Annotated in this window: 23 protein-coding genes and 1 tRNA gene; 20 read left to right on the top strand and 4 right to left on the bottom strand. The window is 56.1% G+C overall.

Annotated features, from left to right (window positions below):
- Positions 1–19: 19 nt before the first annotated feature.
- The 6 genes from yedE to BUB44_RS04035 all read left to right on the top strand — a co-directional run bounded on the left by yedE (position 20) and on the right by BUB44_RS04035 (position 3,277).
- Positions 20–1,102 (top strand): YedE family putative selenium transporter, encoded by a 1,083-nt coding sequence (yedE, locus tag BUB44_RS04060; RefSeq protein ID WP_073163406.1) that lies wholly within the window; start codon positions 20–22, stop codon positions 1,100–1,102.
- Positions 1,086–1,301 (top strand): sulfurtransferase TusA family protein, encoded by a 216-nt coding sequence (locus BUB44_RS04055; RefSeq protein WP_073163405.1) that lies wholly within the window; start codon positions 1,086–1,088, stop codon positions 1,299–1,301. The genes yedE and BUB44_RS04055 overlap by 17 nt, the downstream gene beginning before the upstream one ends.
- A 191-nt stretch (positions 1,302–1,492) precedes the next feature.
- Positions 1,493–1,702 carry a DUF5320 domain-containing protein gene (locus BUB44_RS04050; RefSeq protein ID WP_073163403.1) on the top strand — a complete coding sequence of 70 codons (210 nt, stop codon included), beginning with the start codon at positions 1,493–1,495 and terminating at the stop codon, positions 1,700–1,702.
- Between the two features lie 97 nt (positions 1,703–1,799).
- Positions 1,800–2,279 (top strand): permease, encoded by a 480-nt coding sequence (locus tag BUB44_RS04045; protein WP_073163402.1) that lies wholly within the window; start codon positions 1,800–1,802, stop codon positions 2,277–2,279.
- Complete coding sequence (locus BUB44_RS04040; RefSeq protein WP_073163400.1) at positions 2,276–2,815, top strand: permease; 540 nt, start codon at positions 2,276–2,278, stop codon at positions 2,813–2,815. The genes BUB44_RS04045 and BUB44_RS04040 overlap by 4 nt, the downstream gene beginning before the upstream one ends.
- Before the next feature lie 72 nt (positions 2,816–2,887).
- The gene (locus BUB44_RS04035; protein ID WP_073163398.1) at positions 2,888–3,277 is read left to right on the top strand and encodes a helix-turn-helix transcriptional regulator; all 390 of its coding nucleotides are present in this window, start codon (positions 2,888–2,890) and stop codon (positions 3,275–3,277) included.
- Positions 3,278–3,495: 218 nt separating this feature from the next.
- Here the strand turns inward: BUB44_RS04035 and hcp are convergent, their stop codons facing one another.
- Complete coding sequence (gene hcp, locus BUB44_RS04030) at positions 3,496–4,779, bottom strand: hydroxylamine reductase (protein ID WP_027355797.1); 1,284 nt, start codon at positions 4,777–4,779, stop codon at positions 3,496–3,498.
- Between the two features lie 336 nt (positions 4,780–5,115).
- Between hcp and BUB44_RS04025 the strand changes: the two genes are divergently transcribed.
- From BUB44_RS04025 to BUB44_RS15305, 7 genes are all read left to right on the top strand, one after another.
- Complete coding sequence (locus BUB44_RS04025; protein ID WP_073163397.1) at positions 5,116–5,856, top strand: epoxyqueuosine reductase; 741 nt, start codon at positions 5,116–5,118, stop codon at positions 5,854–5,856.
- Between the two features lie 86 nt (positions 5,857–5,942).
- Complete coding sequence (locus tag BUB44_RS04020; protein WP_073163396.1) at positions 5,943–8,018, top strand: sigma-54-dependent Fis family transcriptional regulator; 2,076 nt, start codon at positions 5,943–5,945, stop codon at positions 8,016–8,018.
- A 292-nt stretch (positions 8,019–8,310) separates the two neighbouring features.
- A complete protein-coding gene (locus BUB44_RS04015) occupies positions 8,311–9,495 on the top strand; it encodes an acetyl-CoA C-acetyltransferase (protein WP_073163532.1) in 1,185 nt (394 codons plus the stop codon).
- 22 nt (positions 9,496–9,517) lie between these two features.
- A complete protein-coding gene (locus BUB44_RS04010; protein WP_073163394.1) occupies positions 9,518–10,684 on the top strand; it encodes an acyl-CoA dehydrogenase in 1,167 nt (388 codons plus the stop codon).
- Positions 10,685–10,695: 11 nt separating this feature from the next.
- Positions 10,696–12,351 (top strand): acyl-CoA synthetase, encoded by a 1,656-nt coding sequence (locus BUB44_RS04005; RefSeq protein ID WP_073163392.1) that lies wholly within the window; start codon positions 10,696–10,698, stop codon positions 12,349–12,351.
- Between the two features lie 43 nt (positions 12,352–12,394).
- A complete protein-coding gene (locus BUB44_RS04000) occupies positions 12,395–13,240 on the top strand; it encodes a 3-hydroxybutyryl-CoA dehydrogenase (RefSeq protein WP_341349364.1) in 846 nt (281 codons plus the stop codon).
- 179 nt (positions 13,241–13,419) lie between these two features.
- A tRNA-OTHER gene (locus BUB44_RS15305) sits at positions 13,420–13,516 on the top strand.
- Positions 13,517–13,555: 39 nt separating this feature from the next.
- Here BUB44_RS15305 and arsC read toward each other — a convergent pair.
- The 3 genes from arsC to sfsA all read right to left on the bottom strand — a co-directional run bounded on the left by arsC (position 13,556) and on the right by sfsA (position 15,992).
- Positions 13,556–13,981 (bottom strand): arsenate reductase (thioredoxin), encoded by a 426-nt coding sequence (gene arsC, locus BUB44_RS03995; RefSeq protein ID WP_278247931.1) that lies wholly within the window; start codon positions 13,979–13,981, stop codon positions 13,556–13,558.
- A gap of 304 nt (positions 13,982–14,285) precedes the next feature.
- Positions 14,286–15,167, bottom strand: coding sequence for a DMT family transporter (locus BUB44_RS03990; RefSeq protein WP_073163390.1), 882 nt, complete (start codon positions 15,165–15,167; stop codon positions 14,286–14,288).
- 102 nt (positions 15,168–15,269) lie between these two features.
- Entirely contained in the window at positions 15,270–15,992 is a 723-nt protein-coding gene (sfsA, locus tag BUB44_RS03985) for a DNA/RNA nuclease SfsA (protein ID WP_083543081.1), read from the bottom strand.
- A gap of 556 nt (positions 15,993–16,548) precedes the next feature.
- On the opposite strand from sfsA, the gene BUB44_RS03980 reads away from it, so the two are divergent.
- The 7 genes from BUB44_RS03980 to BUB44_RS03945 all read left to right on the top strand — a co-directional run.
- Complete coding sequence (locus tag BUB44_RS03980; RefSeq protein WP_073163388.1) at positions 16,549–17,973, top strand: Wadjet anti-phage system protein JetA family protein; 1,425 nt, start codon at positions 16,549–16,551, stop codon at positions 17,971–17,973.
- A gap of 24 nt (positions 17,974–17,997) precedes the next feature.
- On the top strand, positions 17,998–18,630 hold the full coding sequence (locus tag BUB44_RS03975) for a DUF4194 domain-containing protein (protein WP_073163386.1): 633 nt from the start codon (positions 17,998–18,000) through the stop codon (positions 18,628–18,630).
- A complete protein-coding gene (locus BUB44_RS03970) occupies positions 18,631–22,017 on the top strand; it encodes an ATP-binding protein (RefSeq protein WP_073163384.1) in 3,387 nt (1,128 codons plus the stop codon).
- On the top strand, positions 22,017–23,312 hold the full coding sequence (locus tag BUB44_RS03965) for a Wadjet anti-phage system protein JetD domain-containing protein (RefSeq protein WP_073163382.1): 1,296 nt from the start codon (positions 22,017–22,019) through the stop codon (positions 23,310–23,312). Before BUB44_RS03970 ends, BUB44_RS03965 begins: the two co-directional genes overlap by 1 nt.
- Positions 23,313–23,390: 78 nt before the next feature.
- Entirely contained in the window at positions 23,391–23,732 is a 342-nt protein-coding gene (locus BUB44_RS03960) for a carboxymuconolactone decarboxylase family protein (protein WP_073163380.1), read from the top strand.
- Between the two features lie 247 nt (positions 23,733–23,979).
- Complete coding sequence (locus BUB44_RS03950; protein ID WP_073163377.1) at positions 23,980–25,914, top strand: sigma 54-interacting transcriptional regulator; 1,935 nt, start codon at positions 23,980–23,982, stop codon at positions 25,912–25,914.
- A gap of 154 nt (positions 25,915–26,068) precedes the next feature.
- Positions 26,069–26,385 (top strand): electron transfer flavoprotein subunit beta/FixA family protein (locus tag BUB44_RS03945; protein WP_423219779.1); only part of this gene is annotated, 317 nt, incomplete at its 3' end.

Genomic DNA, 26,385 nt, shown 5'->3' with positions numbered 1-26,385 from the left:
CTGCGGGAGGTGGTAATGTTTGAACGGCAAAAGGATGCTGGTTGTTGCTGCCGGGGGTACCCTGGGTTTACTGGCGGTGGTGCTGGTGGCCATGGGCAACCCGGCCAACATGGGCTACTGTGTGGCCTGTTTCCTGCGCGACATCACCGGTGGCCTGGGCCTGCACCGGGCTGCCCCGGTACAGTACATAAGGCCGGAAATTATCGGCCTGGTGCTGGGAGCCTTCATTTCCGCACAGGTGACGAAGGAATTCCGGGCGATTGGTGGCTCCTCTTCTTTTACCCGCTTTGTGCTGGGTTTTCTGGCCATGATTGGCATGCTGGTTTTCCTGGGCTGTCCCGTGCGTGCCGTCCTGCGGCTGGCCGGCGGTGACCTCAACGCCGGGGTGGGGCTGCTGGGTCTGGCCGCCGGGGTGGCCGTGGGGGTCCAGTTTCTCAAATCCGGCTTCAGCCTGGGGCGGGCCGTTCCCCAGCAAAAGGGCAACGGTTATATTTTTACGGGACTCATGGTGGTGCTTCTCCTTTTATTGCTTGTACGCCCTTCCTTTATATTTTTCAGCGCAAGCGGTCCCGGTTCCATGCATGCTCCCGTGTGGGCGGCCCTGGGGGCGGGCCTGGTGATTGGCGTGCTGGCCCAGCGTTCCCGTCTGTGCATGGTCGGCGGGATCAGGGACTTCATTATGTTCCGGGATGCCCATCTCCTGTATGGTTTTGTGGCCATCTTTGTGGTTGCCCTGGTGGGAAACCTGGTGGTGGGCACTTTTAAGATTGGCTTTGCGGGCCAGCCGGTGGCTCATACCGACGGGCTCTGGAACTTTCTGGGGATGGCGCTGGCCGGATGGGCGGCGGTGCTTCTGGGCGGGTGCCCGCTGCGCCAGCTGGTTGCCGCTGCCGAAGGCAATACCGACAGTGCCTTAACCATAATGGGGATCATCCTGGGAGCTGCCGTTGCGCATAACTTCGGTCTGGCCGGCAGTCCCACCGGGGTACCGGCAGGCGGTCAGATAGCCGTCATTCTGGGGCTGATCGTGGTGTTTATTATAGCCTGCGCCAACCGCCCGGCGGCAGTAAAGCGAGGTGTGAGCATTGGAAAGGGAAGTTGACGCCAGGGGTTTGCTTTGTCCCGAACCGGTTCTGCTGACCAAACAGGCCCTGGATGCCCTTGGAGCGGGAACCGTTAAAGTGCTGGTCAGCAACGCCGCGGCCAGGGAAAATGTTTCCCGGCTGGCCGAGAGCAGGGGCTGGCAGGTTGAGGTGCGGGAACAGGGTGAGGAGTTTTTGCTGGTCTTAACGAAAAAATGATTCGGCAATTAAAAACCCCGGGAGAAATTCCCGGGGTTTTTGGCTGGCTGAATTGCGCAGCTTCCTGGCGGTTATGGTGCCCCCTGCTGGCACAAAAAAAATTTTGAAAGGATGTTTACAAAGAAGAAGGATGATGGTATATTATTTATAAAACTATATAGGCATAATTCATATAAAGGGGGTAAGTTTATATGTTCCACACGCCGGAGAAGGGTCATTGCTGTCACGCTTTTGCCCACAGGCATGTTTCCAGGCATCGTGACTGTTGCTGTCACGGCGAGCATTTTCACCGGCATTTTTACAGCCGGGAAGAACGGCTGGCCCGCCTGGAAAACTACCTGAAAGAATTGCAGGCCGAAGTCAGGGCGGTGGAGGAAAAAATCAAAGAATTAAAAGGTTAACCGGTTGGCAAGACCCGGCCAGAAGGAAATTATTTCCCTTCTGGCCGCTATTTCAACAGTCGGGGGGAAAAAATAAATACAGTGCAGGGGTGGGGTAATGTTATTTAACATTGTTCTGTATATACTGGCGGCAGTGGCATTATACATATCTTTCCGGCGGGACCGGCAGAAGACAAAAAAGGCCCTGGCCATTGCCTGGAACTCCTTTCGCAACCTGATCCCCACCATGCTGGGGATCATCGGGCTGATTGGCCTTATGCTGGCGCTGGTGCCCCGGGAGGTTATTGCGGGGCTCTTTGGAAATAACAGTCCTGCGGGCATTCTTCTCATTTCCCTGGCCGGCGCTGTTACCCTGATACCCGCCTTTATCGCCTTTCCCCTGGCGGCTTCCCTTTTGCAATCCGGGGCCAGCGTGATGGCGGTGGCCTGTTTTATTACGACCCTGTTAATGGTGGGGATTATCACGGCCCCCATGGAAGTTAACTTTTTTGGTAAGAAGTTTACTTTCTGGCGAAATGCCATCGGGTTTGTCCTGGCCCTGGTGATCGGGGGTGTGATGGGAGTGATTTTGCAGTGAAAACCCGGTTCAGGAGATATGCCCTGTTTGCTCTGGTGGTGGTTGCCGACCTGTTTCTTTCCTGGCAATATCCGGCCAGGGGCAGTGTAGCCATGAAAAGTTCCCTGGACTATCTGGTGGAAATGTTCCTGTTTATACCGCCCATTTTTGTTTTGGTGGGGTTGCTGGACGTGTGGGTTCCCCGTCAGATTGTGGAGAAGAACGTAGGACCGGACTCCGGTGTGCGCGGTGTGGTTATCTCCATTCTGGTGGCCACTGCGGCGGCCGGTCCCCTTTATGCCGGTTTTCCGGTGGCCGATGCGCTCCTCAGAAAGGGCTGTCGTCTGGCCAATGCGGTAATTTTCCTGGGCACCTGGGCGACCATTAAAATTCCCATGTTAATGATGGAAGTCAAGTTTGTCGGGTTGCCCTTTGCCCTTTTGCGCCTGGCGTTGACCCTGCCGGCCATAATTGCTACGGGTTATCTTGTGGAGATGATTTTAAAGGCCGGGGAGCCGGGAAGGTTTGCGCAGGGTGCCGGCGAAAAAAACTATTAATAAGAGATGAACGGGGGACAACCGCCAGCGACGGGTTGTCCCGGGTTTCTTCCGGTAAGCGAGGGATGCTCAATGTGCAGGGATCACGGTCCCGGCCACGGGCACGGTAACTGCCGGTGTGCCGGGGCTCCTATGGAGCGGTTTATGCAGCCGTGCCTTTTGCTTTTGCTTCACCGCCGTTCGGCCCACGGTTACGAACTGATGCAAAGCTTGAGGGAGTTTGGCTTCCAGGAAAGCGAAGCCGATCCGGGTACGGTGTACCGGAACCTGCGCCGCCTGGAAGAGGAGGGCCTGGTTTCTTCCCGGTGGGACACCAGCGGTGGCGGTCCGGCCAGGCGCCTGTACCGTTTAACTCCGGAAGGGGAGGAATTGCTCCATGCCTGGGCGGAAGCAATAACACACAACAAAAGGCGGCTGGAATATTTTCTGGCCAGATACCGGGAGGAGTTTGGGCAGAGCTGACCCTGGAGTTGGTTGCAAAATTTGCTAATTTGATGCCCAGCCGGGTTTTGACACTTCGGGTAGTAGCCTGGAATTATTCTTTCTGTTCAATGGAACTTTATATAATCTGAGGGCACATCCCACAAATACTTTGTCTACAAGCTGAAAGCCCCGGCAGTTGTTTAAATCTGCCGGGGCTTTTATATAAACCTTTAACGGCAGCGTTTATGGAGGGGATATTAACCCAGGATTTCCTTCAGGTCCTGATCGGGAGTGGTGATCAGCTTCAGGTTGTAGTTGTCCTGCAGCACCTTGAGCACGTTCGGTGAAATGAACGCTGGTGCAGACGGGCCGATGCGGATGTTCTTGATGCCCAGGTGGAACAGGGTGAGCAGGATGGCTACGGCTTTTTGCTCAAACCAGGACAGGACCAGGCTCAGGGGCAGGTCGTTTACACCGCAGTTAAAGGCTTTGGCCAGAGCTGCAGCCACCTGGATGGCCGAGTAGGCGTTGTTGCACTGGCCCATGTCGATCAGCCGCGGAATACCTTCGATTTCGCCCAGGTCCAGGTAGTTGAACTTGAACTTGCCGCAGCCCAGGGTCAGCACCACGCAGTCCCGGGGTACTTTCTGGACAAACTCGGTGTAGTAGCTCCGGGCCTTCTTCACCCCGTCGCAGCCGCCCACCAGGAAGAAGTGGCGGATCTTGCCGGCCTTGACGGCGTCGATGATTTTATCGGCCAGGGCCAATACGGCGTTATGGTGGAAGCCGGTTACCAGAACACCGCCCTCTTTTTCCGGCAGCGGCGGCAGTGCCTTTGCTTTTTCAATTACCGGCGTGAAGTCCCGGTTTTTAATGTGGGTTACATCCGGCAACCCGGCGATGCCGCAGGTAAACATGCGGTCTTTGTAGGATTCTTTGGGAATGAGCACGCAGTTGGTGGTGCCCAGAATGGCGCCGGGGAATTGTTCAAATTCGGTTTTCTGGTTCTGCCAGGCGCTGCCATAGTGGCCGGCCAGGTGGGGGAATTTTTTCAGCTCCGGGTAGGCGTGGGCCGGGAGCATTTCCCCGTGGGTGTAAACGTTGATACCCGTGCCTTCCGTTTGCTTCAGCAGTTCGTACAGGTCTAAAAGATCGTGGCCGGTGATCAGGATGGCCGGGCCGGCCTTGGTGCCCGTGGAAACCCTGGTGGGTTCGGGGGAGCCGAACCGCTCCACATGGGCCTTATCCAGGAGTTCCATAACCCGCAGGTTCATTTCGCCGCACTTGAGGGCCATTTCAATGTGCCGGTTCAGGTCAAAGTCCACGTTGGTCAGGGTGGTGAACAGCGCTTCGTGCATGAAGGCGTCCACCTGTTCGTCCCGGGCGCCCAGTTCCCGGGCGTGGTAAGCGTAGGCGGCAATACCTTTCAGGGCGATGATTATGGTGTCCTGCAGGCTGGCAATATCCTCATTCTTGCCGCACACGCCCACTTTGGTGCACCCGGTGCCGTTGGCCGTTTGTTCACACTGGTAACAAAACATAGCTGGTTGAACCTCCTTTAAATTTTTGATTTCGCTCTGCCCTTTGAGCAAACGGCTGATGATGTTGCCGAACATTTGCTCCGATACCTCCTCTGGCTGATGCTGGATGAGGGGCAGAAAGTTCCTTAACCTGGTTTAAATTATAGGTCCTCCAAAATGGGGCAAGCAGTGATTTGAGTCACAGGGCGGGGGAGATTTTCATCAATAAACTAACGGGCCCGGTATCCGGGGGAAACTGTTTTGCAGCCGTTACAGGAGGGGAGGGGGTTAAAATGTCGAACATATAAATATGGCTTTTCTTCCGATAACTTCTTCGCATCGAACTGGAGGGCGGACATGGAAAGGTTAATTGAAGAGATTATTGTCCAACTGGTGAATAATTACAGGGGCAGCACCGGCTACCGCACTCCCCTGGTGGGGTTTGCCCGGGCCGATGCTCCCGGTTTTGCCAGGTTAAAAGAAGCGGTTGGTCCCGGTCACCTGCTGCCCCGGGATCTGCTGCCGGGTGCCCGCTCCGTGGTGGCCTTTTTCCTGCCCTTTACTCCGGAGCTGGTGGAAATCCACCGCCGGGATCCTTACGTGAGCCGCCAGTGGGCGGAGGCTTATATTGAAACCAACCGGCTGATTGGCGAAATATGCGGAGTGCTGGCACGGGAACTTGAAAAACGCGGGGTGAAGGCTGCCTGGTGCGAGCCCACCCATAATTTCGATCCGGTTGCGCTGGTTTCTTTCTGGTCCCACAAGCATGTGGCTTACCTCTGCGGCCTGGGCACCTTCGGGCTGCACCACATGCTCATCACCCCGTCCGGGTGTGCCGGCCGCCTGGGGAGCCTGGTGGTGGATGCGGACCTTTCCCCGAGCCCGCCGGCGGCCGGGGAGAACTGCCTGTACCGGCGCAAGGGAACCTGCAAAGCCTGCGTAAAGCTCTGCCCCACCGGGGCGCTGGGTGTGGAGGGGCTGGATAAGGAAAAATGCTACCGGCGCCTGCTGGAGGTGGACGCATATTATGCCGACCTCGGACTCTGCGACGTTTGCGGCAAATGCGCCACCGGTCCCTGCGCCCTGGGGAGGCCCTGATACGGGACCGTAATTTGGTAGTTGCCGCCGCGTCCGGCGGGGCACGCGGAGTTTTTAGGGCGGTCTTCTGGAAGGGGGCGTGCGAAATGCTGATCCGGGACTTCATGGCCAGGGAGCCCGTGTGCCTGCAGCCCGGCGATACCCTTCATCAGGCAGCGAAAATTTTCAGCAAGTACGAAATCGATGGCGCGCCGGTGGTTGATGAGAGCGGGAAGCTGGTTGGAATTTTTACCAAAACGCATATCATGCGGGCCATAGCCCGGGGTATGCCCGTGGAAACCCCGGTGTGCCAGCTGATGCGCCGGCAGGTTTATACCATACTGGAAGACGATGTGCCCGAAAATGCCTGGGAAATGGCCTTGAAACATGGCATCGGCCGCCTGCCGGTTGTGAACCGGCAGAACCGGCTGGTCGGCATGATGACCCGGACCCGTTTGGTGCAGGCCTTTGAGCAGAAATACAAGAATATTATCAGTTTTTTGAATGAGGTGCTGAACTGTGCTTTAAGCGGCATCTGCGCCGTTGACGGCAAGGGGATGGTGGTTATCTTCAACCGGTCCGCCGCCCGGATTACCGGGCTGTCCGTTGAACAGGTGGTGGGCCGCCATGTGGAAGAGGTCATTCCGCAATCGGGTTTGCTGAAGGTGCTGCAGACGGGCAGGGCCAGTTACGGCCAGAAAATTGTCCTGCACGGGGCTACCGTCATTGCCAACCAGGCACCCGTAATTTATGAAGACAGGATCATTGGCGCGGTGAGCCTTTTCCACGATGTTTCCGAGGTGGAAGCGCTATCCCAGCAGCTGGAAACGGTCAAGAGGATGGCCCAGGAACTGGATACCATCATCAATGCTTCCAGTGAAGGAATTGCCCTGTTCGACCAGGCGGGAAGGGTGCTCAAGCTCAACCGCACTTACGAACAGGTGGAGGGAGTTAATGGGGAAGAGATTCAGGGGCTGGGGGCAAAGGAGCTGGTCCAGAAAGGCTACCTTTCCTTCCTGGCCGTGCTGGCCGCCCTGGAAAAGAAAGGAGCCGCCAGTGTCATCGAGCACCTGCGGACGGGGCGGGAGGTGCTGACCACGGCCACTCCCATCGTGGATGAACAGAGCGGGAATATCCGCCGGATTGTGGTCAACTGCCGCGATCTGACCGAGCTGGCCGAATTACGCCGCCGGCTGGAAGAAGAGCGGGCGCGCTACCATGCCGAACTGGAAAGCCTGCGCTGGGAAGCCCGGGGAGCGGAAAGGCTGGTGGCCGAAAGTTCGTCCATGAGGGACGTGCTGGCCGTGGCCGAAAGGGTGGCGCCCTTTGACAGCAACGTGCTCATTCTCGGTGAGTCGGGAACCGGTAAAGATCTCCTGGCCCGCTTCATCCACCACCGGTCTACAAGGGCGGCGGGGCCGTTTATTGCCGTTGACTGCGCGGCCATACCGGAAAATCTGCTGGAATCGGAATTGTTTGGTTATACGGCGGGCGCCTTCACCGGTGCCGGCCGCCAGGGGAAGCCGGGGCTGATTGAAATGGCGGACGGGGGCACGCTGTTTTTAAATGAAATTGGAGAGCTTTCTCCCGGCCTGCAGGCAAAACTTTTAACGGTTATTCAGGATAAACAGGTGCGCCGGCTGGGGGGTGTGAAATCGTGCCCGGTGAACTTCCGCCTGATTGCGGCCACCAACAGGGATCTGGAGCAAATGGTGGCCAGGGGAACTTTTCGCCGGGATCTTTTTTACCGGATAAACGTTATCCCCATCCGCATTCCTCCCCTGCGCGAACGGAGCGAGGATATCATTCCGCTGGTGCATCACTTTTTGCATCGCTTCAATAAGAAGTTCAATGTTTTCCGGAGGCTGGCACCCGAAACCCTGGAGTTGCTGCAGCATTATTCCTGGCCCGGCAATGTCCGGGAGCTGGAGAATGTGATGGAGAGGCTGGTTGTTATATCCGTGGACGAGGTCATCGGGCCGGATTCCCTGCCGGAGCAGATCAGGAGAACGGCCCTGTCGGTGCTGGTGAAGAAGGGGTGCCCGGAGCCGGCGCTGCTGATAAACCTGTACCGTCAGCTGGGGAGTACCAGGAAGGTGGCGGCGGCTCTGGGTGTCAATCAGTCCACGGTGGTGAGGTGGTTGAAGAAGCACGGGTACAACCTTTCCGCTTCCCGTTCTTGAGCCCGGGTAAGTGCCGGCTTCCTGTAAACGGTCACCCCCGCAAAGGTCGGGGGTGGCTTTTTTTGATGCACAGGTGATGCGAACTGCCGGAGGCATCGGGCCGGCTCGATGTGGCAACGGATTTCCGGGTAGGGATGGCCGGAAAAATTTAAGAACCGGGACGGAAAGGCAATTTGCCTGCCCCTTTCTACCTGGCATTAATATTGCGTTACACATGTGAGCACAAGCCGGTTTTTAAAGGGACAGTCCGGGAGCTTTATTTTTGAAATATTTGGACAGGGAGTTGAGGAAATTGCAGGACGTGTTTATTGTTGCGGCGGCAAGAACGGCCATCGGTGATTTTGGCGGTGCGTTCAGGAATATGCTTTCCCACCAGCTGGCCGTTCCGGTGATTCTGGAAGTGCTGAAGCGGGCCGGAATCCCGGGGGATATGGTGGACGATGTGATCCTGGGTAATTGCCTCCAGCGTACCGACGAGCCCAATGTGGCCAGGACGGCGGCCCTGGTGGCCGGCCTGCCGGTGCAGGTTACGGGGATGACCATCCAGCGGCAGTGTTCCTCCGCCATGCAGGCCATCGTCTGCGGTTACCAGCAAATCGTTACCGGTGAGGCGGAAATTGTGGTGGCCGGGGGAACCGAGTCCATGAGTTCCGCCCCTTATGTGCTGAAGGGAGCCCGCTGGGGGCAGCGCTTGCAGCATGGCGAAATGACTGACGCGCTCTGGGAGTTGCTCACCGACCCCATTCATAAGATTCTGATGGGGGAAACGGCTGAAAGGCTGGCAGATAAGTACGGGATCACCCGGGAAGAGCAGGACGAGATTGCCCTGCGCAGCCACCGGAATGCCTGCCGGGCAATTGAAGAGGGGCGTTTTAAGGAGGAAATAGTGCCGGTGGCCGTACCGCAGCGCAAGGGACCCCCGAAGGTGGTGGACAGGGACGAGCATCCCCGCCCCGACGTAAGCATGGAAAAACTGGCCCAGCTTCCTCCCGTTTTTCGTAAAAACGGTACGGTTACCGCCGGCAATGCCTCCGGGCTCAACGACGGTGCCGCAGCGGTGCTGCTCATGTCCGCCTCAAAAGCCCGGGAACTGGACCTGAAACCCATGGCCCGCATTGTCAGTTTCGCCCGGGCCGGGGTGGAGCCGGACCTGATGGGTTACGGGCCGGTGCCGGCCATCCGCAGGGCGCTTCAAAGGGCCGGCCTTACCCTGGGAGATATCCAGTTGATTGAATTAAACGAAGCCTTTGCCGCCCAGTACCTGGCCTGCGAAAAGCTGTTGGAATTAAACCGGGAGATCACCAATGTTAACGGCAGCGGCATCGCCCTGGGTCACCCTGTGGGATGTACCGGGGCGCGGATAGTGGTCACTCTCCTGTACGAAATGGCCCGCCGCAATCTCCGCCTGGGCCTGGCTTCCCTGTGTGTCGGTGGAGGTATGGGTATGGCCATGATCCTGGAAAGGGAAAACAATTAAAGACGGTAAGGAGGCTTAAACCATGGTCTACCAGTTAACTGAAGAGCTGGAAATGCTCCGCCAGGTGGTGCGGCGGATGGCCGAGGAAAAAGTGGCTCCCCGGGCCGCTGCCATTGACGAGGAAGATGCTTACCCCTGGGATTTGAAGGAGCTGTTTGCCGCGCAGGGGCTTTTGGGGGCCGGGGTGCCGGAGGAATACGGCGGCACCGGGCAGGGCCTGCCGGCGGTGTGCCTGATTGTGGAGGAGATTGCCCGGGTTTCAGCCTCCGCTTCCTTAATTGTGGCGGCCCAGGAACTGGGGTTGATGCCCATTTTGCTGGCCGGGACTGAGGAGCAGAAGAAAAAATACCTTCCCGGCCTGGCTTCGGGCGAGCGCATCTGTGCCTTTGCTCTTACCGAGCCCAATGCCGGTTCCGACGCCGGCTCCATCAGAACCAGGGCCCGCCGTGAAGGGGATGTGTACCTGCTTTCCGGCCAGAAGTGCTTCATCACCAACGGCGGAATAGCCGATGTTTACACTGTCTTTGCCAGTACGGATCCCGGCCGGGGATTGAAGGGCCTTTCGGCTTTCATTGTGGAGAAGGATTACCCCGGTTTTACAGTTGGTAAAAAAGAAAGGAAAATGGGGGTGCGTGGTTCCCCCACCGCGGAGCTCATCTTTGAAGACTGCCCGGTTCCGGCAGCAAATCTACTGGGAAAGGAGGGGGATGGCTTCAAAATTGCCATGATGACCCTGGACCGCACCCGCCCGGTAATCGGCGCCCAGGCGGTGGGCATTGCCCAGGGAGCCCTGGATTACGCCGTCAATTACACCCGGGAGCGGGTGCAGTTCGGCAGGCCAATTGCCTCTTTTCAGGGCCTGCAGTTCATGATGGCCGATATGGCCACCAGGGTGGAAGCAGCCCGCCAGCTGGTTTACAGGGCAGCCTTTTTCATTGAAGATGCTGCCACCCGGGGAGCTTCCACCGGTGAAATCAGCCGGCTGTCGTCCATGAGCAAGCTTTTCGCCTCTGATGTGGCCATGCAGGTAACTGTGGATGCGGTGCAGTTGCTCGGGGGTTATGGCTACATGCGGGAGTACCCCCTGGAGCGCATGATGCGCGACGCCAAGATCACCCAGATTTATGAAGGGACCAACCAGATTCAGCGGCTGGTTATCGCCCGGACCCTGCTGGAAAAAGAAAAATAGGAGGGGTTTTCATGTCCGCTCTGGCTCCCCTGACCGAGGCCGAAAGGCAAAAATACATGGCCATTACCGAGGAAAACCTGGAGTTTCTCTGGAGACGTTACAACAAGGTGAACCGCTGGGTCATTGCCGACATGGTGCGGCGCAGCGCTTACCGCTATCCGGATAAGCCCGCCCTTATTTCAGGGGATAGGGTACTGACTTACTCCCGGCTGGAAGCAGATACCAACCGGGTGGCCAATGCTCTGCTCGACCTGGGGATTAAAAAGTACGACCGGGTGGCCATTCTGGCCCGCAATACCATTCACCATGTACTGACCTGGCTGGGTACTGCCAAGGCAGGCGGTATCTACCTGGCTGTAAATTACCTGCTGAGAGGTAAAGAAATCAGCTTCTGCATTAACCACTCGGAGAGTAAGGTTTTTATCGTTGAAGATACCCTTTATGATCTTGTAAGGGATGTTTTAAGCGATATGTCGGGTGTAAGGGTATTGATCTGGTCGGGCCAGGGGCAGGGAAAGAATGCTCCTGAGAATTTTCTGGATTTTGAGGAGTGGTACAGCCGTTACCCCGCTGAGGAACCTGATACACTGCTGCGCATTGAAGATCCGGTGCAGATGACCTACACCAGCGGGACGGAAACGCTGCCCAAGGGAGTAATTTTAACCAACCAGTCACTTCTATCCCAGTATGTTGGCACCATCGTTGATGGTGAATATACATCCGATGATATAAACGTCAATGCCATGCCCATCTTCCACTGCGCCCAGAGGGATGTTTTTCTAAATCCCATATTCATGATTGGAGGTACCAATATTCTACTCCCGCAGCCCAACCCGGCAGAAATTTTGGCTGCCATTGAAAAATACCGGGCCACCATGTTTTTTGCGGCACCAACGGTCTGGATTGCCCTGTTACGGCACCCGGACCTGGAGCGATATGACCTGAGTTCCCTGGCCAAAGGCTACTATGGAGCTTCCATTATGCCGGTGGAGGTGCTCAAAGAACTGCAGCAGCGTTTTCCCAATTGCCGCCGTTTTTATAATTACTATGGTCAGACCGAACTCAGCCCGTATCATACCATCTTGAAACCGGCCTTCCAGCTCAGCAAACCCGGTTCTGCGGGTTGCGGCGGGCTAAATATGGAAACCCGTATTGAGGATGAAAACCATACTCCCATAACTGCTCCCGGGGTGCCGGGGGAAATTTGCGGCCGGGGTCCCCATGTGATGCTGATGTATTTTAAGGAGCCGGACAAAACGGAAGAAGCCCTGGCTCACGGATGGTTCCACAGTGGTGACATCGGAGTGCTGGATGAGGATAACTTTATCACTGTGGTAGATCGCAAGAAGGATATGGTTAAAACCGGAGGAGAAAATGTTTCCAGCCGGGAGGTAGAGGAGGTTATTTACAGGCATCCGGCAGTTTCGGAAGTGGCTGTTATCGGCCTTCCCCACGAAAAATGGGTGGAAGCCGTTACGGCCGTGGTAGTGTTGAAATCGGGCTGCACCGCTACGGAGGAAGAAATCATTGCCCTTTGCCGGGAACATCTGGCTCCATTTAAAGTCCCCAAGGGAGTACTCTTTATCGACCAGTTGCCCAAAACTCCCAGTGGCAAAATTCTAAAGCGGGATCTGCGTTTAATATATCGTGATTACTTTCAAAAGTAATTTTGCAATGTAGTGACAGAAAAATCGGAAAGGAGTGGTCAATATGAAAATTGAAAACATTGCCGTTATTGGGGCCGGTACCATGGGCGCCGGTATCGCCCAGGTGGCTGCCATGGCCGGCTACCGGGTTGTCCTGTCCGATATTAAAGAAGAATTTGTCCAGGGCGGGCTGGCCCGTATCCGCTCCAGCCTGGAACGCCTGGCGGCCGCGGGAAAGCTGGGTGAGGAGACAGCAGCGATTATGGAGAGGATTACCCCTACCACCGGACTGGCCGGGGTGGAGAAAGCGGACCTGGTTTTCGAGGCCATTATCGAAAACATGGAGCAAAAGAAGGCTCTCTACCGGGAGCTGGACGGCATCTGCCGGCCGGAAACCATCTTCTGCTCCAATACTTCAGGCCTTTCCATAACGGAAATGGCATCCGTTACCCGCCGGGCGGATAAATTTATTGGAACCCATTTCTTCAACCCCGTGCCGGTAATGAAGCTGGTGGAAATCATTCGCGGGGAAGAGACCAGCGAGGAGACCTACATTCGTGCCCGGGAAGTATGCGAGCACATGGGTAAAACCGTGATCACGGTTAAAGAAGCCCCCCTGTTTGTGGTCAACCGCATACTGGTTCCCATGATCAACGAGGCCATCTTTGTGCTGCAGGAAGGCATCGCCACGGCGGAGGACATCGACAGGGGGATGAAGCTGGGCGCCAACCACCCCATCGGCCCGCTGGCCCTGGCGGACCTGATCGGCCTTGACGTGCTGCTGATGGTTATGGACACCCTCTACCAGGAAACCTGCGACTCCAAGTACCGCCCGGCACCCCTTCTCAGAAAGCTGGTGCGGGCGGGGCATCTGGGGCGAAAGACCGGCAGGGGTTTCTACCGGTATTAATGCGGCTGGCGTGTTTTGCCCCGGAAATTTATAATACTGAGGTAATTCTGACCAGGGACCTGCCCGGGAGGCAGGCCCTCTATCTTTAAAAATTTATTATTAAAGCCCGCTCTCTTATAAAATAATCAAATGACATGCATACAAGGACTTTATGGGCCTGTGGAGAAAAATAAAAAAGCGGGGAGAGCGGGGCTGGTGCCCCCCGCGGGCTGCAAACCCGCTGGCCTGCCTGCGATCCAGGTGGGAGTCCGGTTCGATTCCGACCTCTCCCCTCCAGAATAGTTTTTGTCCAGCAACGTCTGATGGATGGCACGATTAGTCCTCTGCGGTGGCGAGCAGTTCGGCCACCCGTTTTTTTATTTCATCCCGGACGGCCCGGAATCTGGCCATGATTTCCTCTTCCGTGCCCGTGGCCCGGGCCGGGTCCTCCAGGGGCCAGTGGATGCGCCTTACCGCAGGCGGGGTGAGAGGGCAGCTTTCGTAGGCGTCGCCGCACAGGGTAACCACTATGTCGGCGGAGTTGAGAATTTCCGGGTCGATGGCTTTGGATTTCTGGCCGGAGATATCAATGCCCGCTTCCGCCATTACCTGAACGGCCCGGGGGTTTACCCCGGCGGGAGCCGTGCCGGCGCTGCAAACATCCCATTTGTCCTGAGCCATGGTTCGGGCAAACCCTTCGGCCATCTGGCTGCGGCAGGAGTTGCCGGTGCACAGGAAGAGTACTTTTTTCTTCTTCAACAAAAGTTTATTCCCCCTATTTTGTAACATTTTGTCTATATTATAACTTACTCATAAATCCATCACAAATTAACTTTTCGTTAAAAGTCACTGGAGTATCGTTTTGTTAAAGCAACTGCGCAACTGACACCGTAAACGTTCAATAAACCCGGTTGGGTGCGGCCCAGCACTTACCCAATGCTTCGTGTAAGATGTGCACCGCAGCTCGTTTGCTGGACATACACCTAACGCCATAACGTAACACCAGAAACTATCCCAGACTTGAAACGATGATGTCTCCCCATTTTGGGGGCCGGCGGGATCCGGCTCATGCCCTCTTTTGCAGGAATACGCCCGCCAGGACGGCCGCCCCCCCGATCATCTGCCAGGCCGTCAGGCTTTCGCCCAGCACCAGAAAACCCAGCAAGGCTGCCGCCACCGGTTCAAAAGTACTGATGATGGCTGCCCGGGAAGCTCCGATTTCCTTTACCCCCCGCATCAGGGCCGCCATGGCCAGGACGGTGGAAACAATGCCCAGCACCCCGATGGCCATCATGGCCTCCGTATTGAAGGACAGGTCCAGCTGCCCCCGCAGGAGGGCAAGCCCGCCCAGGGTCACGGCCAGAAGGGTGGTAACCCAGGTGTTGTACACCAGTGTCTGGATGCTGGCCAGCAGGCGGGTGGAACCCACCAGGAATATGGCATAGGTGAAGGCGGCGGCCAGGGACAGGACCACCCCCCTTGGGTCCAGTGTATTTACCGGTTGCCCCAGGATCACCGCACAGCCTCCCAGGGTTAAAAAAAGAGCCAGCACTTTCTGCCGGGTAAAAGGTTCTTTTAAAAAGAAGAAGGCCAGGATGGTGACCACCGTGGGGTAAAAGTAGAGAAACAGGATGGCCATTCCGGCCGTTATGTAACGGAAAGCTTCAAAAAGGGCCAGTACGGCGAGCGCCTGGGTTCCCGCAGATAAAGCCGTTACCGCCAGCAGCTGCCGGAGAGTAAGCCTGAAAGCATAACCTCCCGCCAGGATGAGCAGCCAGAAAAGCACTGCGGCCAGAACGTACCGCAGGGTGAGGGTGGTCATGACGGTGGCGCCACCCTGATAGGCAATTTTGGCCGCTACGGGCTCCACGCTCAAGCAGATTGTGGAAAATAAAACCAGTGCCATACCCAGCCCCTGCCGACCGGGCCCCTGTTTTTCCTGGTGCATTACCCTTTCCTCCTGTTGTTTCGTTCCGGGGTTGCGGGTCGATCCGGTGTTCCTTTTCGTGCCAGAACAACCACCCGGTTCAACATTATAGCACAGCCTGTCTTACCGGTGCGGGTTTTCTTGCCCCAGTAAAACGGGGATCTCCCTTTCCAGGGTAACTGCTTCCCGGCTCACCCGGCAGCGGTAGGCCAGCACCCGCACCCCGCTGGCCGCGGCCCGCTGCAGTGCCCCGGCAAAAGCCGGGTCCTGCCGGTGGTGGGGTGAAAAGCAACGGGCGTCTTCCCGCTGGGCCACGAAAAGAACCGCCCCCTGAAGTCCCTCCCTGCGGGCGGCTGCCAGCTCCTCCAGGTGCTTTGTGCCCCGTGCCGAGGGAGCGTCGGGGAAAAGGGCCACTCCCTTTTCCACCAGGGTCACGGATTTTACTTCCAGCAGGCACCCTCCCGGCGGGCCGTTCAAATAAAAATCAAAGCGGCTCTGGCTGCGGGTGTACTCTGCCCGGATGGTGTCGTAGGCCATAAATTCTTTCAGTGCCCCCGCCTGCAGTGCCCGGCCCACCAGCCGGTTGGGCAGGGTGGCATCCACCGATACCAGTATGCCCTCGTATTCCACCAGCAGCAGGCGGCAGGTGGTTCTATGGCCTTCGTTCCGGTGGCGGTTCACCCACACCCGGCGGCCGGTGACGAGCAATTCCGCCATGCGACCGGAACTGGGCACATGGGCCAGTTCCCGGTTTCCCCTCACCTGCACCTCGGCGACAAAGCGGTTCAAGCGGCGGATGAAGGTGGCTTCTTCCAGTTGTGGAGGTAAATGCAGACTGCAAAGCATTGAAACCATGTTCCCCGATTTCTTGTATACATTATGTGTAATTGTTCAGTAAAACCGCTACCGTCGGCACGGTGTCGCGTTGTCCAAAGCGAACGACTTGCGGAGCGCTGGTAACAGCACCCGGCAAAGCGAGGGTAACCGGACTGCGGCGCGAAACCAGCGGCACCGAAATGTTGCTTTAGAAAAGGTAACTTACTGAAACGCCAAAAAGATGACAGTAAGGTGCAACTGCCATGCCGCCTTTGCAGCGCCGCTAGTCCGGTCCGAAGCGAGTCGCGGTGCGCATCTTACGCGGAGCACTGGAGTGAGCGTGGACAACGCGGCACCATAGCGGGATCACTGAACATTTACCATATATGTTGTTTCTGCGGATGGACCCGGTTTCCTTTCTGCTAAAGTCCGGAAAGGTTGTCCACCGCTGAGGGCCGCAACGGTTCATGGGGAAAATTGATGGATGTGGTTGTATTTCCCCCTGAAAAATTAGTACAATTAAGAGGAAATCTGCTGGCGATGCCGAACCACCTCCAGTTAAAAAATTTCCCCGGGAGGAGTTAGAGTGAACCTTTTTGCCGTCATCCCGGAGCGGTTTTTTTCGGTCCTGGCCAGCCCCTTAAAGCAGGACTACGCGGCCATTCTGTTCCGCATTTACGACCAGTACCAGCTGACCACCTTCGGGATGGAACGGGATGTGGTCATCGACCTGATTGTTGACTATATAGAGCAGAAGGATGGCTTTTTTGAACAGGCCCTGGCCGATGAAATCTGGGAGGAATCCCTGGATACGCCGGCCGGGCCCCGGGAAAGGGCCGCCTTTATCCTGCGCAAGCTGGAGGCCACAGGCTGGGTGGTCAGCGAGGTGTACAGCAATTACGTGCAGTACATCAGCCTGCCCGATTATGCCATAAAAATCCTGGATGTGCTGGACAAGATCCGCCGCCACCGGCAGGTGGAATACCAGGGATATGTTTATGCCACCTACACTTTGCTCCATTCCGAGGAGGCCGACCGCCAGGGCAACCTGGCCCTGGAAAAGGCCTATGAGCAGACCGAGCAACTGATCAACGGTTTGAAGTCTTTAAATCACAACATTAAGCGTTACATTGAGCGGGTCCTGGCGGAAAAGGAGCCCCGGGAGATTTTAAAGATTCATTTTCAAGACTACATGGAGGAAATTATCGACCGCAGCTACCACCGCCTGAAGACTTCGGACAACGTTTCCCGTTACCGTCCCAAGATTATTGCCCGTTTGAACCAGTGGTACAACGATGCGGCCTGGGTGGACCGGACGGCCGGTCTGGAGGTGCAGCGGGAGCGTTTTCCGGATCTGCCCACGGCGCGGCAGGAGATTTACCGCCGTATTGACTACATCCGCCAGGCCTACATCGGCCTGGACGACCTGCTGGATGAAATCGACCGGCGCAATGCCCGCTATGCCAATGCTTCCTTCCAGCAGTTGAAGTACATCCTCAACAGCAGTAAAGACGTGGAAGGCCAGCTGATGGAAATTTTAAAGTTCCTGGCCGGGCTGCGCGCCCAGGAGGGCATGCGCTCCGACGATTACCTTCCGGAAGAGCTGGGTCACCTGTTCAGCTTCTTCACCCAGGGATTTCTGGACCGGGAGTCCCTTTATACCGGGAGGGAGGCGGCCAGGCAGCACCAGCCCCGGGAAGTGCAGGAGCTGGAGGAAATTGACCCGGAGCGCCGTAGAGAACGGCTGCGCTCCTTCCGGCAGCAGCTGGAAAGGCGCATGACCCGGGAGAAGATCAACGCCTGGGTGATGGAAAAACTGGCCGGGCGAAAGGAGATTTGTGCCCGGGAGCTGGGCATCGAGGATGTGGAGGAATTTATCAAACTGATCTATGCCACGGCTTACGGGCGTTCGCGCCAGGTTGGTTACCGGGTGCACCGGGATGGGAGGCCCCGGGTATCTGCGGCCGGCGGCCGCTTTGAATTTAGAGATTTGCGTTTTGAAAGAAAATAAAGGAAGGTAAGGAAGGCGAGCCGGATGGAACTGCTGGAACAGTGGAACCGCCTGCTTCCGGCGGAGCGGGAGGAGTTTACCCGGGTGGTGAACAGGCTTCTTTCCTGCACATTCATCACCCGTAAGAACGAAGAAAACCGCCGGGATTACTACTTTATTGAACGGCACGAAGACCTCCTGCGGGCCTATTTGAAGCTGGGAGGCTGGAGCCTGGAAGGAGACCGGGCCTTTGGGGTCTACCGTGTTTTCAGCGATTTCGCCTATAACCGGCTGCGCCTGAAACTGGAAGAAAGCATAATCATCCTCATCCTGCGCCTCTGTTACGAAGAAAAACGCCGTCAAATCAACGTTACGGAAAACATAATGGTTACCGTGCGGGAGATCCAGGACAAGTATGCGGCCCTGAAAATACGCAACCGGCCCATTGACAAAAAAACCCTGCGGGAAACCATGGGCCTGCTCAAGCGTTTCAACATCCTGCGGGTGCTGGATGGGGAGGTTACCGATCCCGACTGCCGCCTGGAGGTGTTTCCCACCATTCTCTTCGCCCTGCGGGTGGAGGACATCCGGCAGGTGTACGAAAAGCTGGATACCTACCGCCGGGCCGGGGCGGAAGAAGGGCGGGAAGAGGAAACCGGTGCTGAGGAGCTGGTGTAATTGAAAGAATTAACCGGCATCAGGTTGATCAACTGGCACTATTTTACCAACGAAACCATACGCATCCGGGGCAGCACCCTGATCACCGGGGACAACGGCAGCGGCAAATCCACCATTCTGGACGCCATCCAGTACGTGCTGGTGGCCGACCTGCGGCGGGTTAAATTTAACATTTCCGCCTTTGACGAGACCAGGCGGGATCTGCTGGGCTACGTGCGCTGCAAGACCGGGCGGGACAGCGAGAGCGGCCGCAAGTACGAGCGCCAGGGCGACGTTACTTCCTATGTGGTCCTGGAATTTTACGATACCTCCAGGAAGAACTACTTCCTTTTGGGGGCGGTCATTGATTCCTACGCCGATGACGTGACCTATGAAAGCCGTTTTTTCAAAATCGAGGACTGCCGCCTGGACGACAGCCTTTTTTTAGCGGGCAAGCACCCCCGCAATATCCGGGAGTTCCGGGCCGCGGTGAGGGACCGCAGGGCCACCATTTATCCCACGGTGGAAAAATACCAGGCCGATTTGCTCCACAAGCTGGGTTCCCTGGGGGACCGGTTCTTTACCCTTTTCGTAAAGGCCATCTCCTTTAAGCCCATAACGGACATCCGCCAGTTTGTTTACTCCTACGTGCTGGAAGAAAAGCAAATAAACATTGACATCATGCGGGAGAACCTCCAGCGCTACAAGGAGTACAGCGACCTGGCGGCCCAGACCAGGGAGAAAATAGCCGCACTGGAAGGCATCTTAGAAAAATACCAGGAGATCCAGCGGGACCGGGAAAGGGCCCTGATCCAGGATTACGTGATCCTGCGGGCCAACCGGGACGGGGTGGCGGCCAGCCTGCAGGCCAATCTGGAACAGGCCCGGGCCCTGGAAGAGGAGCTGGCCCGGTTGAGCCAGGCTCTGGACGGGGCCAGGGAGCGGTTGAAACGCTGCCGGGAGGAGGAGCGGTCCTACCGGGACGCCCTGGCGGCCAATACCACCTGGCAGCTGGTGGAGCGTTTGAAAGGTGAGATCCGCACCCTCAAGGAACGGGTGAAGGAACTGTCCCGCGCTTGCAGCCTGGTAGCTGAAACCGCCCGGGAAGAATGCCGGGTGCTGGCGCAACTCCTGGACGAGGCGGGGGAAGATTTGCTTTTACCGGCTGAGCGCAGTATGCTCGCGGAGCTGGTGGACGGGCTCCAGGGGCTGGCCGCGGCCGGTGACGGGCAGGTTGGGGAGGGGCAGCCCCTGCCCCCCGGTGACGGGGAAGCCCTCGATGCCCTGGGCCGGTTGATTGACCGGGGCCGGGAAACCCTGGGGAGAGTGCGGGAAAGGGTGCAGGAACAGGCCTGGGAAATCCGGCGCAAGCTGAAGGAGCTGGATCAGGAGGAGCAAACCCTGCAGCAGGAACTGGCCAGCCTGCGCAACAAGAAGCATATTTACGACCGCAAGGTGACCGACCTGCGGGATCTGATCCGGGAGAAATTCCGCGCCGTGAAAGGCATTGACGTGGAGCCCAGGGTGCTCTGCGAGCTTCTGGAAGTTCCCGACGAGAAGTGGCAGGACGCGGTGGAGGGCTGGCTCAACACCCGGCGCTTCGACCTGATTGTGGAGCCGGAACATTTTGATTATGCCCTTTCCGTATATGAAAAACACAAAAAGGAACGGCGCATCTCAGGGGTAGGCCTGGTCAATACCGGCCGGGTGTTGAAGTACTTGAACCGCATTGAACCCAACTCCCTGGCCTGCGAGGTGCGCTCCCAGAACCGCTATGCCCTGGCCTACGTCCACCAGCTGATGGGCGACCTGATCAAGTGTGAAAATGAACAGGAACTGAAAAATTACCGCCGGGCCATTACCCCGACCTGCATGACCTACAGCAATCATACCGCCCGGCAGATTAAATTTGAAGTTTACGAAACTCCCTTTATCGGTGAACGGGCCTATGCCCGCCAGATTGCCCGCAAAGAAGCCCGCCTGCAGGAGATTGCCGCGGCGCGGAAGGAATTGCTCCCCCGGTTGGAGAGGCTGGAAAGGCTGAGCCAGACGACAAGCGGCCGGGACGAACACTACATCTTCCTGAAAGAGCGCCGGGGGACGTGGCTGGAGCTGGCCGCGTTACGGCGGGATCTGTCCGCCAGGGAACGGGAACTGGCCGGGGTGGATACTTCAGGCATTGACGCCCTGCAGCAAAAGCTGGATCAACTGGAACTGGAAATGGACGCCTTGAACGGCCGGATTGAAAAATATAACCAGCGGCAGGGAGAATTACTGACCACCCTGGAACAGAAGAGAACGGAACGGGTGACCCTGGAAGACGAGCATGCCCGGCTGGAAGAGGAGTTCCGGCTGTTTTGCTCCTTGAACCCCCGTATTGTGCCCGAAGGGGAAAGGCGTTACGCCCGGGAGATCCGGCGCCATTCGCCCCAGGAGGTGGCGGCCAACTTCGCCCACAACCGCAAGAGCGTGGAAACGCTTATTCTTAACAAGGAAAAGGCCCTGGAACTCCTCAAGGCCGAGTATAACAATAAGTACCAGTTTGGCGGGCGAATAGAAGCGGATGAGAATGACGAGTGGGTACAGGAGTATAAGAAACTGGTGGAAAGCGAGCTGCCCGCATATGAGGAAAAAATTAACCAGGCCAAAAGGGAAGCCGAGGAGGAGTTCAAGGAGCACTTCATCTACAAGCTGCGGGAGAACATTCAAAACGCCCGCAATGAATTTGACTTCTTGAACGAAGCTTTAAAGGATATTTCCTTTGGCGGAGATAAATACCGTTTTCTGGTATACCCTTCCGAAAGGCACCGCAAGTTCTACCAGATGCTGGAGGATACGGAAATGGTGGAGGGAGGCGTCTCCCTTTTTGACAGTGTTTTTCAGCAGCGGCACCGGGAGGCCCTGGACGAGCTGTTTGATAAAATCATCAACCTGCCGCCCAGGTACCTGCCCGAAAGCATTGCGGAATACACCGATTACCGCAGTTTTCTGGATTATGATATCAAAATTACCCATGCCAACGGTGAAACCTCTACCTTCAGCAAGGTCTGCCGGGAAAAGTCGGGTGGCGAGACCCAGACTCCCTATTACGTGGCCATTGTGGCTTCCTTTGCCCAGCTCTACCGGGCCAAGACCAACCGGGACAGCATCCGGTTGATGCTCTTTGACGAGGCCTTCAACCGGATGGATATCGACCGCATGGAAAATTCCCTGCGCTTTATCAATGAGATGGGCATGCAGGCCATCATCGCCGCCCCTACCGACAAGTGCGAGTTTATCAGCCCCCATGTGTCCACCACCCTTCTGGTGATGCGCGACGGGAAAAACAGCTGGATAGAGGATTACAAGCAGTTTAAGGAAGCGGTTGGCGAAAGCCGGATTGAGGCGGCGGAAAGGGCGGCGGGTTGATGGCCATGGACTACGAACGCTATATTCTGGAGACTCTGCTGGACAAGTATGAGCGCAGCGCCCTGGCCAGGGGCAAAGGGGGCAACCGGCGCATCTGGTTTCATTTCAACCCCCGGACCATGCCCCGCTATTTTGACGATACCACCGTCCGGTATAAGGAAGAGATCAATGGAGCCGCCCAGGCCCTGGAGCGCCGGGGGTTAATTGAGATCCGCTGGGTCAAGTTTGAGGAAAACAATCTCATCGAGAAAGTGGCCTTAAATACTGGCCGCCTGGACGAGGCCTACGCCCGGCTGAAACGGCGTCCCAGGGCGGAGCAATTCCAGGAACTGGCCCGCCTGGCCAGGCACTATGCCCGGGGGGCGGCCCCCTGGGTGCAGGAATTCTTCCATACTGTTGCCCGGCGGCTGGAAGAAGGGGAAAGCCAGCCCTACCTGAATCCCGCGGACCGGGAGCATGCGGAGCAGCTTTTCATGGTCATCCGGGAGATCAGCCTTCTGCAGGAAGAGATACCCAGGCGGGTTTTCAGCCTGCGGGTGCTGGGCCACAGCAAGGCTTTTAACAATCTGGCTCCAACTGTGGCGCGAATTGTCCGGGATTTCCACCCGGACTGGGGTAAAGACGGCGGGGGAAAAGAGACCGCCCTTACTGCCGCAGAGGTCAATCAGGTCCTGGCCGAACTGGGGGTTGTGGACAACCCCCAGCACATTTTCATCAGCGGCGGCCTGGAATTTGCTGTCGAAGGCCGTACCCTCCGGGTGGGAGATTTTTCCCCAGACCTGGGGTTGCCGGCGGAGATGGTGGACCGGTTGACGGTCAAAAATGTTGCCGCCGATTACATTATCACCATTGAAAACCTGACCCCCTTCTACCGGTTTGTAAAGACCTGCCGCGACCAATTTCTGGCCATATACCTGGGGGGTTATCATAACGCGGTTCGCCGGCGGTTTCTAAGTAAACTGCGGGAATATCTGGCCGGTACCGGCCGGGCGGTGCCGTTTTATCACTGGGGTGACATTGACTACGGGGGTTTTTCCATCTTTGTCCACCTGCAGAAGCGCTGCCTGCCCGGGCTGAAGCCCCTGTACATGGATGTGCCCACCCTGGAGCAGTACCGCCGGTTTGCTTCGCCCTTTACCGCGGCATACGGCCGGCGCCTCCGTTCTCTGCTGGAAGATCCGGATTACCGCCTCTTCCATCCCGTGATTCAAAAAATGCTCCAGGAGGGCCTGCGTCTGGAACAGGAGTGTGTGGAGCCGCCGGTCTTTCTGCGAGCCGGAGAAGAAAAGGTATAACAGGGGCCGCTGGAAGGAAAATCTATCCCAAGGGCGAACCAAAAAAATTAAGGTATAAATTATCAAGGGGTGAAAATTATGGACGTCCAAAAAACACTGGAAGGCTTTAATCAGGGTTTGGGTAAGCTGACCAGGGAGCTGCCCCGGGTGATGAAGGGATTCCGGGACCTGCATGAAGCCACCATCAGTGATGGTGCCCTCAGCGCCAAGCAAAAAGAGTTGATTGCCGTGGGCATTGGCGTGGCCATCAGGTGCCATTACTGCATTGCTGTTCATGTGGCCAAAGCCCTGGAACTGGGTGCTACCCGGGAAGAAATTGTGGAAGCCATTAGCGTGGCCATATTGATGGGCGGCGGCCCGGCGGCTGCCTACGCTACGGAGGCCCTGCAGGTTCTGGACTCCCTGACCGGTAAAAGTTAAGAAAAAACGGGAAAATGATGAGGTTGATTTTCCGCCTGCAATGGCGGCTTTTTTTTAACCTGCCCCGCGGGCTGACGTGCCGCCAGCGCCGGCCGGGGACAAAGTTGTTCCCGGGGTACTTTCTTTTTTCAACCGGTAGTGGTAAGCTAAAATTAAGAAAATTTTTTGTTTGGAAGCCGGAAGTACAGGCTTCCAGGTTTCATTCCGCTCCGGCATGAATTTTTTATCCAGGGGAGGCGGCGGTACAATGTCCGGTGTTCGATTGGGCGTGGTTTCCACCTATCCTGAATTATCAAAACTGGTACGAAAATTGGCCGGTGATATGCATCTGGATCTGGAGTTAAGGGAAGCCGTGCTGGATGAGGGGGTTACCCATGCCTATCAGCTGGAGCGGAATGGTGTGGATGTTATAATCAGCCGGGGGGCTACGGGAAAGAAAATCAGAAAGGCCGTTTCTCTTCCCGTGGTGCTGATTGAGATTACTCCTTTTGACGTTCTGCAGGCTTTATATAGTGCCAGGAAGCTGGGGGAAAAAATAGCGTTCCTCGGTTACGGACCCCAGGATTTTACCGCGAGCTTTAAAACCATCATTGAAATATTGAATTTAAAGGTGGAATGCTACCCCTATCATGACATATATGAAATGAATGACCAGATTAATAAGATCTTGAAATCGGACATTGATGTGGTTGTCAGTACGGGTTTGTGCGTCTATGAAATGGCCAAGAAGTCGGGAATTAATGCCGTTCTTGTCCAATCCGGTTATGATGCTATCTACAGTGCCATCATGCGTTCGCTGGAGATAGTGCATGGTATCCGCCAGGACCAGGAACGTTCCAGAAGGTTTCGTACGGTTTTGGAACTGACCAATGACGGGATCATAATTTTGGATGAAAACAGGCGGGTTTCCTTTATGAATCCTTCGGCGGAAAAACTTCTGGAAATAGATGCCGGAAGGGTTATAGGAAAAAAGACCGGCGAACTCCAGGAATTTCCTTCTCTGGCCTCTCTGCTTTCCTCATTTAAAACCAGTGATCAAAAAGAATTTTTCCGGGAGATTGGAAGAAAGCAGTTCTGGGTCAATGCCATCCCCGTGAGTACCAGTGAAGGAAAGAGTGAATCGCTGATCATGTTCCAGAGCGCGGATAGAATCCAGGTTCTGGAACAAAATTTCCGGCGCCAGCTTTTCAAAAAGGGGCTGGTGGCCAAGCATACGTTCAATGATATCATTGGAAATAGTTATCCCTTGCGGGAGACCATCAGCCGGGCTAAAAAATTTGCCGCCTCCAATGCCACGGTGCTGATATGCGGTGAAAGCGGAACGGGCAAAGAATTATTCGCCCAGAGCATACACAATGCCAGCGAGAGAAGTAAAGCGCCCTTTGTGGCCATAAATTGCGCGGCATTACCAGAAAATTTGCTGGAGAGTGAATTGTTTGGCTATGAAGAGGGTGCTTTTACCGGGGCTAAAAAGGGCGGCAAAATAGGCCTATTTGAAATTGCCCACGGGGGGACGATTTTTCTGGATGAGATTGGAGAAATGACCCTGCCCGTTCAGGCCAGGCTGCTGCGCGTTTTGCAGGAACGTGAAATTATGCGGCTGGGCAGCGACAGGGTAATACCGGTGGACGTTAGGATAATTGCTGCCACCAACTATGAATTATTCCTGGCGGTAAAGGAAGGTAAATTCAGGAGCGATCTTTATCACCGCCTGGAAGTCCTCAACCTGGATATTCCTCCCCTGCGGGAAAGAAAAGAGGATATTGAACTGCTGGCCAACCATTACATCAGGCAGTACAGTTACGAGATTAAAAAAGACGTGCCCCTTTTAAGCAGGGCGGCCCTGGAAAAACTCATGGAATACGATTGGCCCGGTAATGTCAGGGAGCTGCAGAATGTGATTCAAAAATATGTCCTGCTTATTGAGCCGGGGCAGAGCTGTGAAGAACTAATTGCCAAATTGATTAATGAGAAAATCAGAAAATCCTATCTTGTTCCTTCCGGCGGCAGCAAGGATACCATCACCCTGAAAATCGGCAAGCTGGAGGACATGGAACGGCAGGTCATCGAGTATCTCCTTTCCACCGGGGCCAGCATTAAAGAAATATCGGAGCTGACCGGTATAAGCCGGACAACACTGTGGCGCAAGTTAAAAACCCTGGATGAGGTTGTGTTTCGTTAAATAACGGTCCGGTTTCAATGTGAAACACACCGGGCCTTTAATTTTTTAACCGGGCCTGCAATTGTGTTTGATGAAAAAAAGATAATTGTGTAATTTGGCATAATTTTTGCTTTTGCATACAGTTGTATTAACAACTGACGTAAGGAGGGAGAAGATGAAGGTAGCAGTATTTACCAAGCAGACCTTCGACACGGAAGCCAAGATCACCCTGGATGCGCAGGGGAAAATCAACCAGGAAGGCGTCAGCCTGATCATGAACCCCTACGACGAATTTGCGGTGGAAGAAGCCCTGCGCATCAAAGAAAAGACCAGAGGGGAAGTAACGGTAATCAGCATGGGCGGGCCGAAAGCCCAGGACGTACTGCGCCAGGCCCTGGCCATGGGGGCCGACCGGGCGGTGCTGGTCACCCCCGAACTGGAAGAAATAGACGAATACACCACGGCCACCATACTGGCGCGGGTGCTCTCGCG

The organism is Desulfofundulus australicus DSM 11792 (assembly GCF_900129285.1).
Classification (GTDB): Bacteria; Bacillota; Desulfotomaculia; order Desulfotomaculales; family Desulfovirgulaceae; genus Desulfofundulus; species Desulfofundulus australicus.
The sequence above is the reverse complement of the archived record's forward strand: the minus strand, read 5'-3'. Positions and strand labels throughout refer to the sequence as shown.

Excerpts from the sequence above, each read along its gene's own strand:
- BUB44_RS04050 (WP_073163403.1), top strand. The coding sequence starts at position 1,493 with ATGTTCCACACGCCGGAGAAGGGTCATTGCTGTCACGCTTTTGCCCAC.
- BUB44_RS04045 (WP_073163402.1), top strand. The coding sequence starts at position 1,800 with ATGTTATTTAACATTGTTCTGTATATACTGGCGGCAGTGGCATTATAC.
- BUB44_RS04035 (WP_073163398.1), top strand. The coding sequence starts at position 2,888 with ATGTGCAGGGATCACGGTCCCGGCCACGGGCACGGTAACTGCCGGTGT.
- hcp (WP_027355797.1), bottom strand. The coding sequence starts at position 4,779 with ATGTTTTGTTACCAGTGTGAACAAACGGCCAACGGCACCGGGTGCACC.
- BUB44_RS04025 (WP_073163397.1), top strand. The coding sequence starts at position 5,116 with ATGGAAAGGTTAATTGAAGAGATTATTGTCCAACTGGTGAATAATTAC.
- BUB44_RS04020 (WP_073163396.1), top strand. The coding sequence starts at position 5,943 with ATGCTGATCCGGGACTTCATGGCCAGGGAGCCCGTGTGCCTGCAGCCC.
- BUB44_RS04010 (WP_073163394.1), top strand. The coding sequence starts at position 9,518 with ATGGTCTACCAGTTAACTGAAGAGCTGGAAATGCTCCGCCAGGTGGTG.
- BUB44_RS04005 (WP_073163392.1), top strand. The coding sequence starts at position 10,696 with ATGTCCGCTCTGGCTCCCCTGACCGAGGCCGAAAGGCAAAAATACATG.
- BUB44_RS04000 (WP_341349364.1), top strand. The coding sequence starts at position 12,395 with ATGAAAATTGAAAACATTGCCGTTATTGGGGCCGGTACCATGGGCGCC.
- BUB44_RS03990 (WP_073163390.1), bottom strand. The coding sequence starts at position 15,167 with ATGCACCAGGAAAAACAGGGGCCCGGTCGGCAGGGGCTGGGTATGGCA.
- sfsA (WP_083543081.1), bottom strand. The coding sequence starts at position 15,992 with ATGCTTTGCAGTCTGCATTTACCTCCACAACTGGAAGAAGCCACCTTC.
- BUB44_RS03975 (WP_073163386.1), top strand. The coding sequence starts at position 17,998 with ATGGAACTGCTGGAACAGTGGAACCGCCTGCTTCCGGCGGAGCGGGAG.
- BUB44_RS03965 (WP_073163382.1), top strand. The coding sequence starts at position 22,017 with ATGGCCATGGACTACGAACGCTATATTCTGGAGACTCTGCTGGACAAG.
- BUB44_RS03960 (WP_073163380.1), top strand. The coding sequence starts at position 23,391 with ATGGACGTCCAAAAAACACTGGAAGGCTTTAATCAGGGTTTGGGTAAG.
- BUB44_RS03950 (WP_073163377.1), top strand. The coding sequence starts at position 23,980 with ATGTCCGGTGTTCGATTGGGCGTGGTTTCCACCTATCCTGAATTATCA.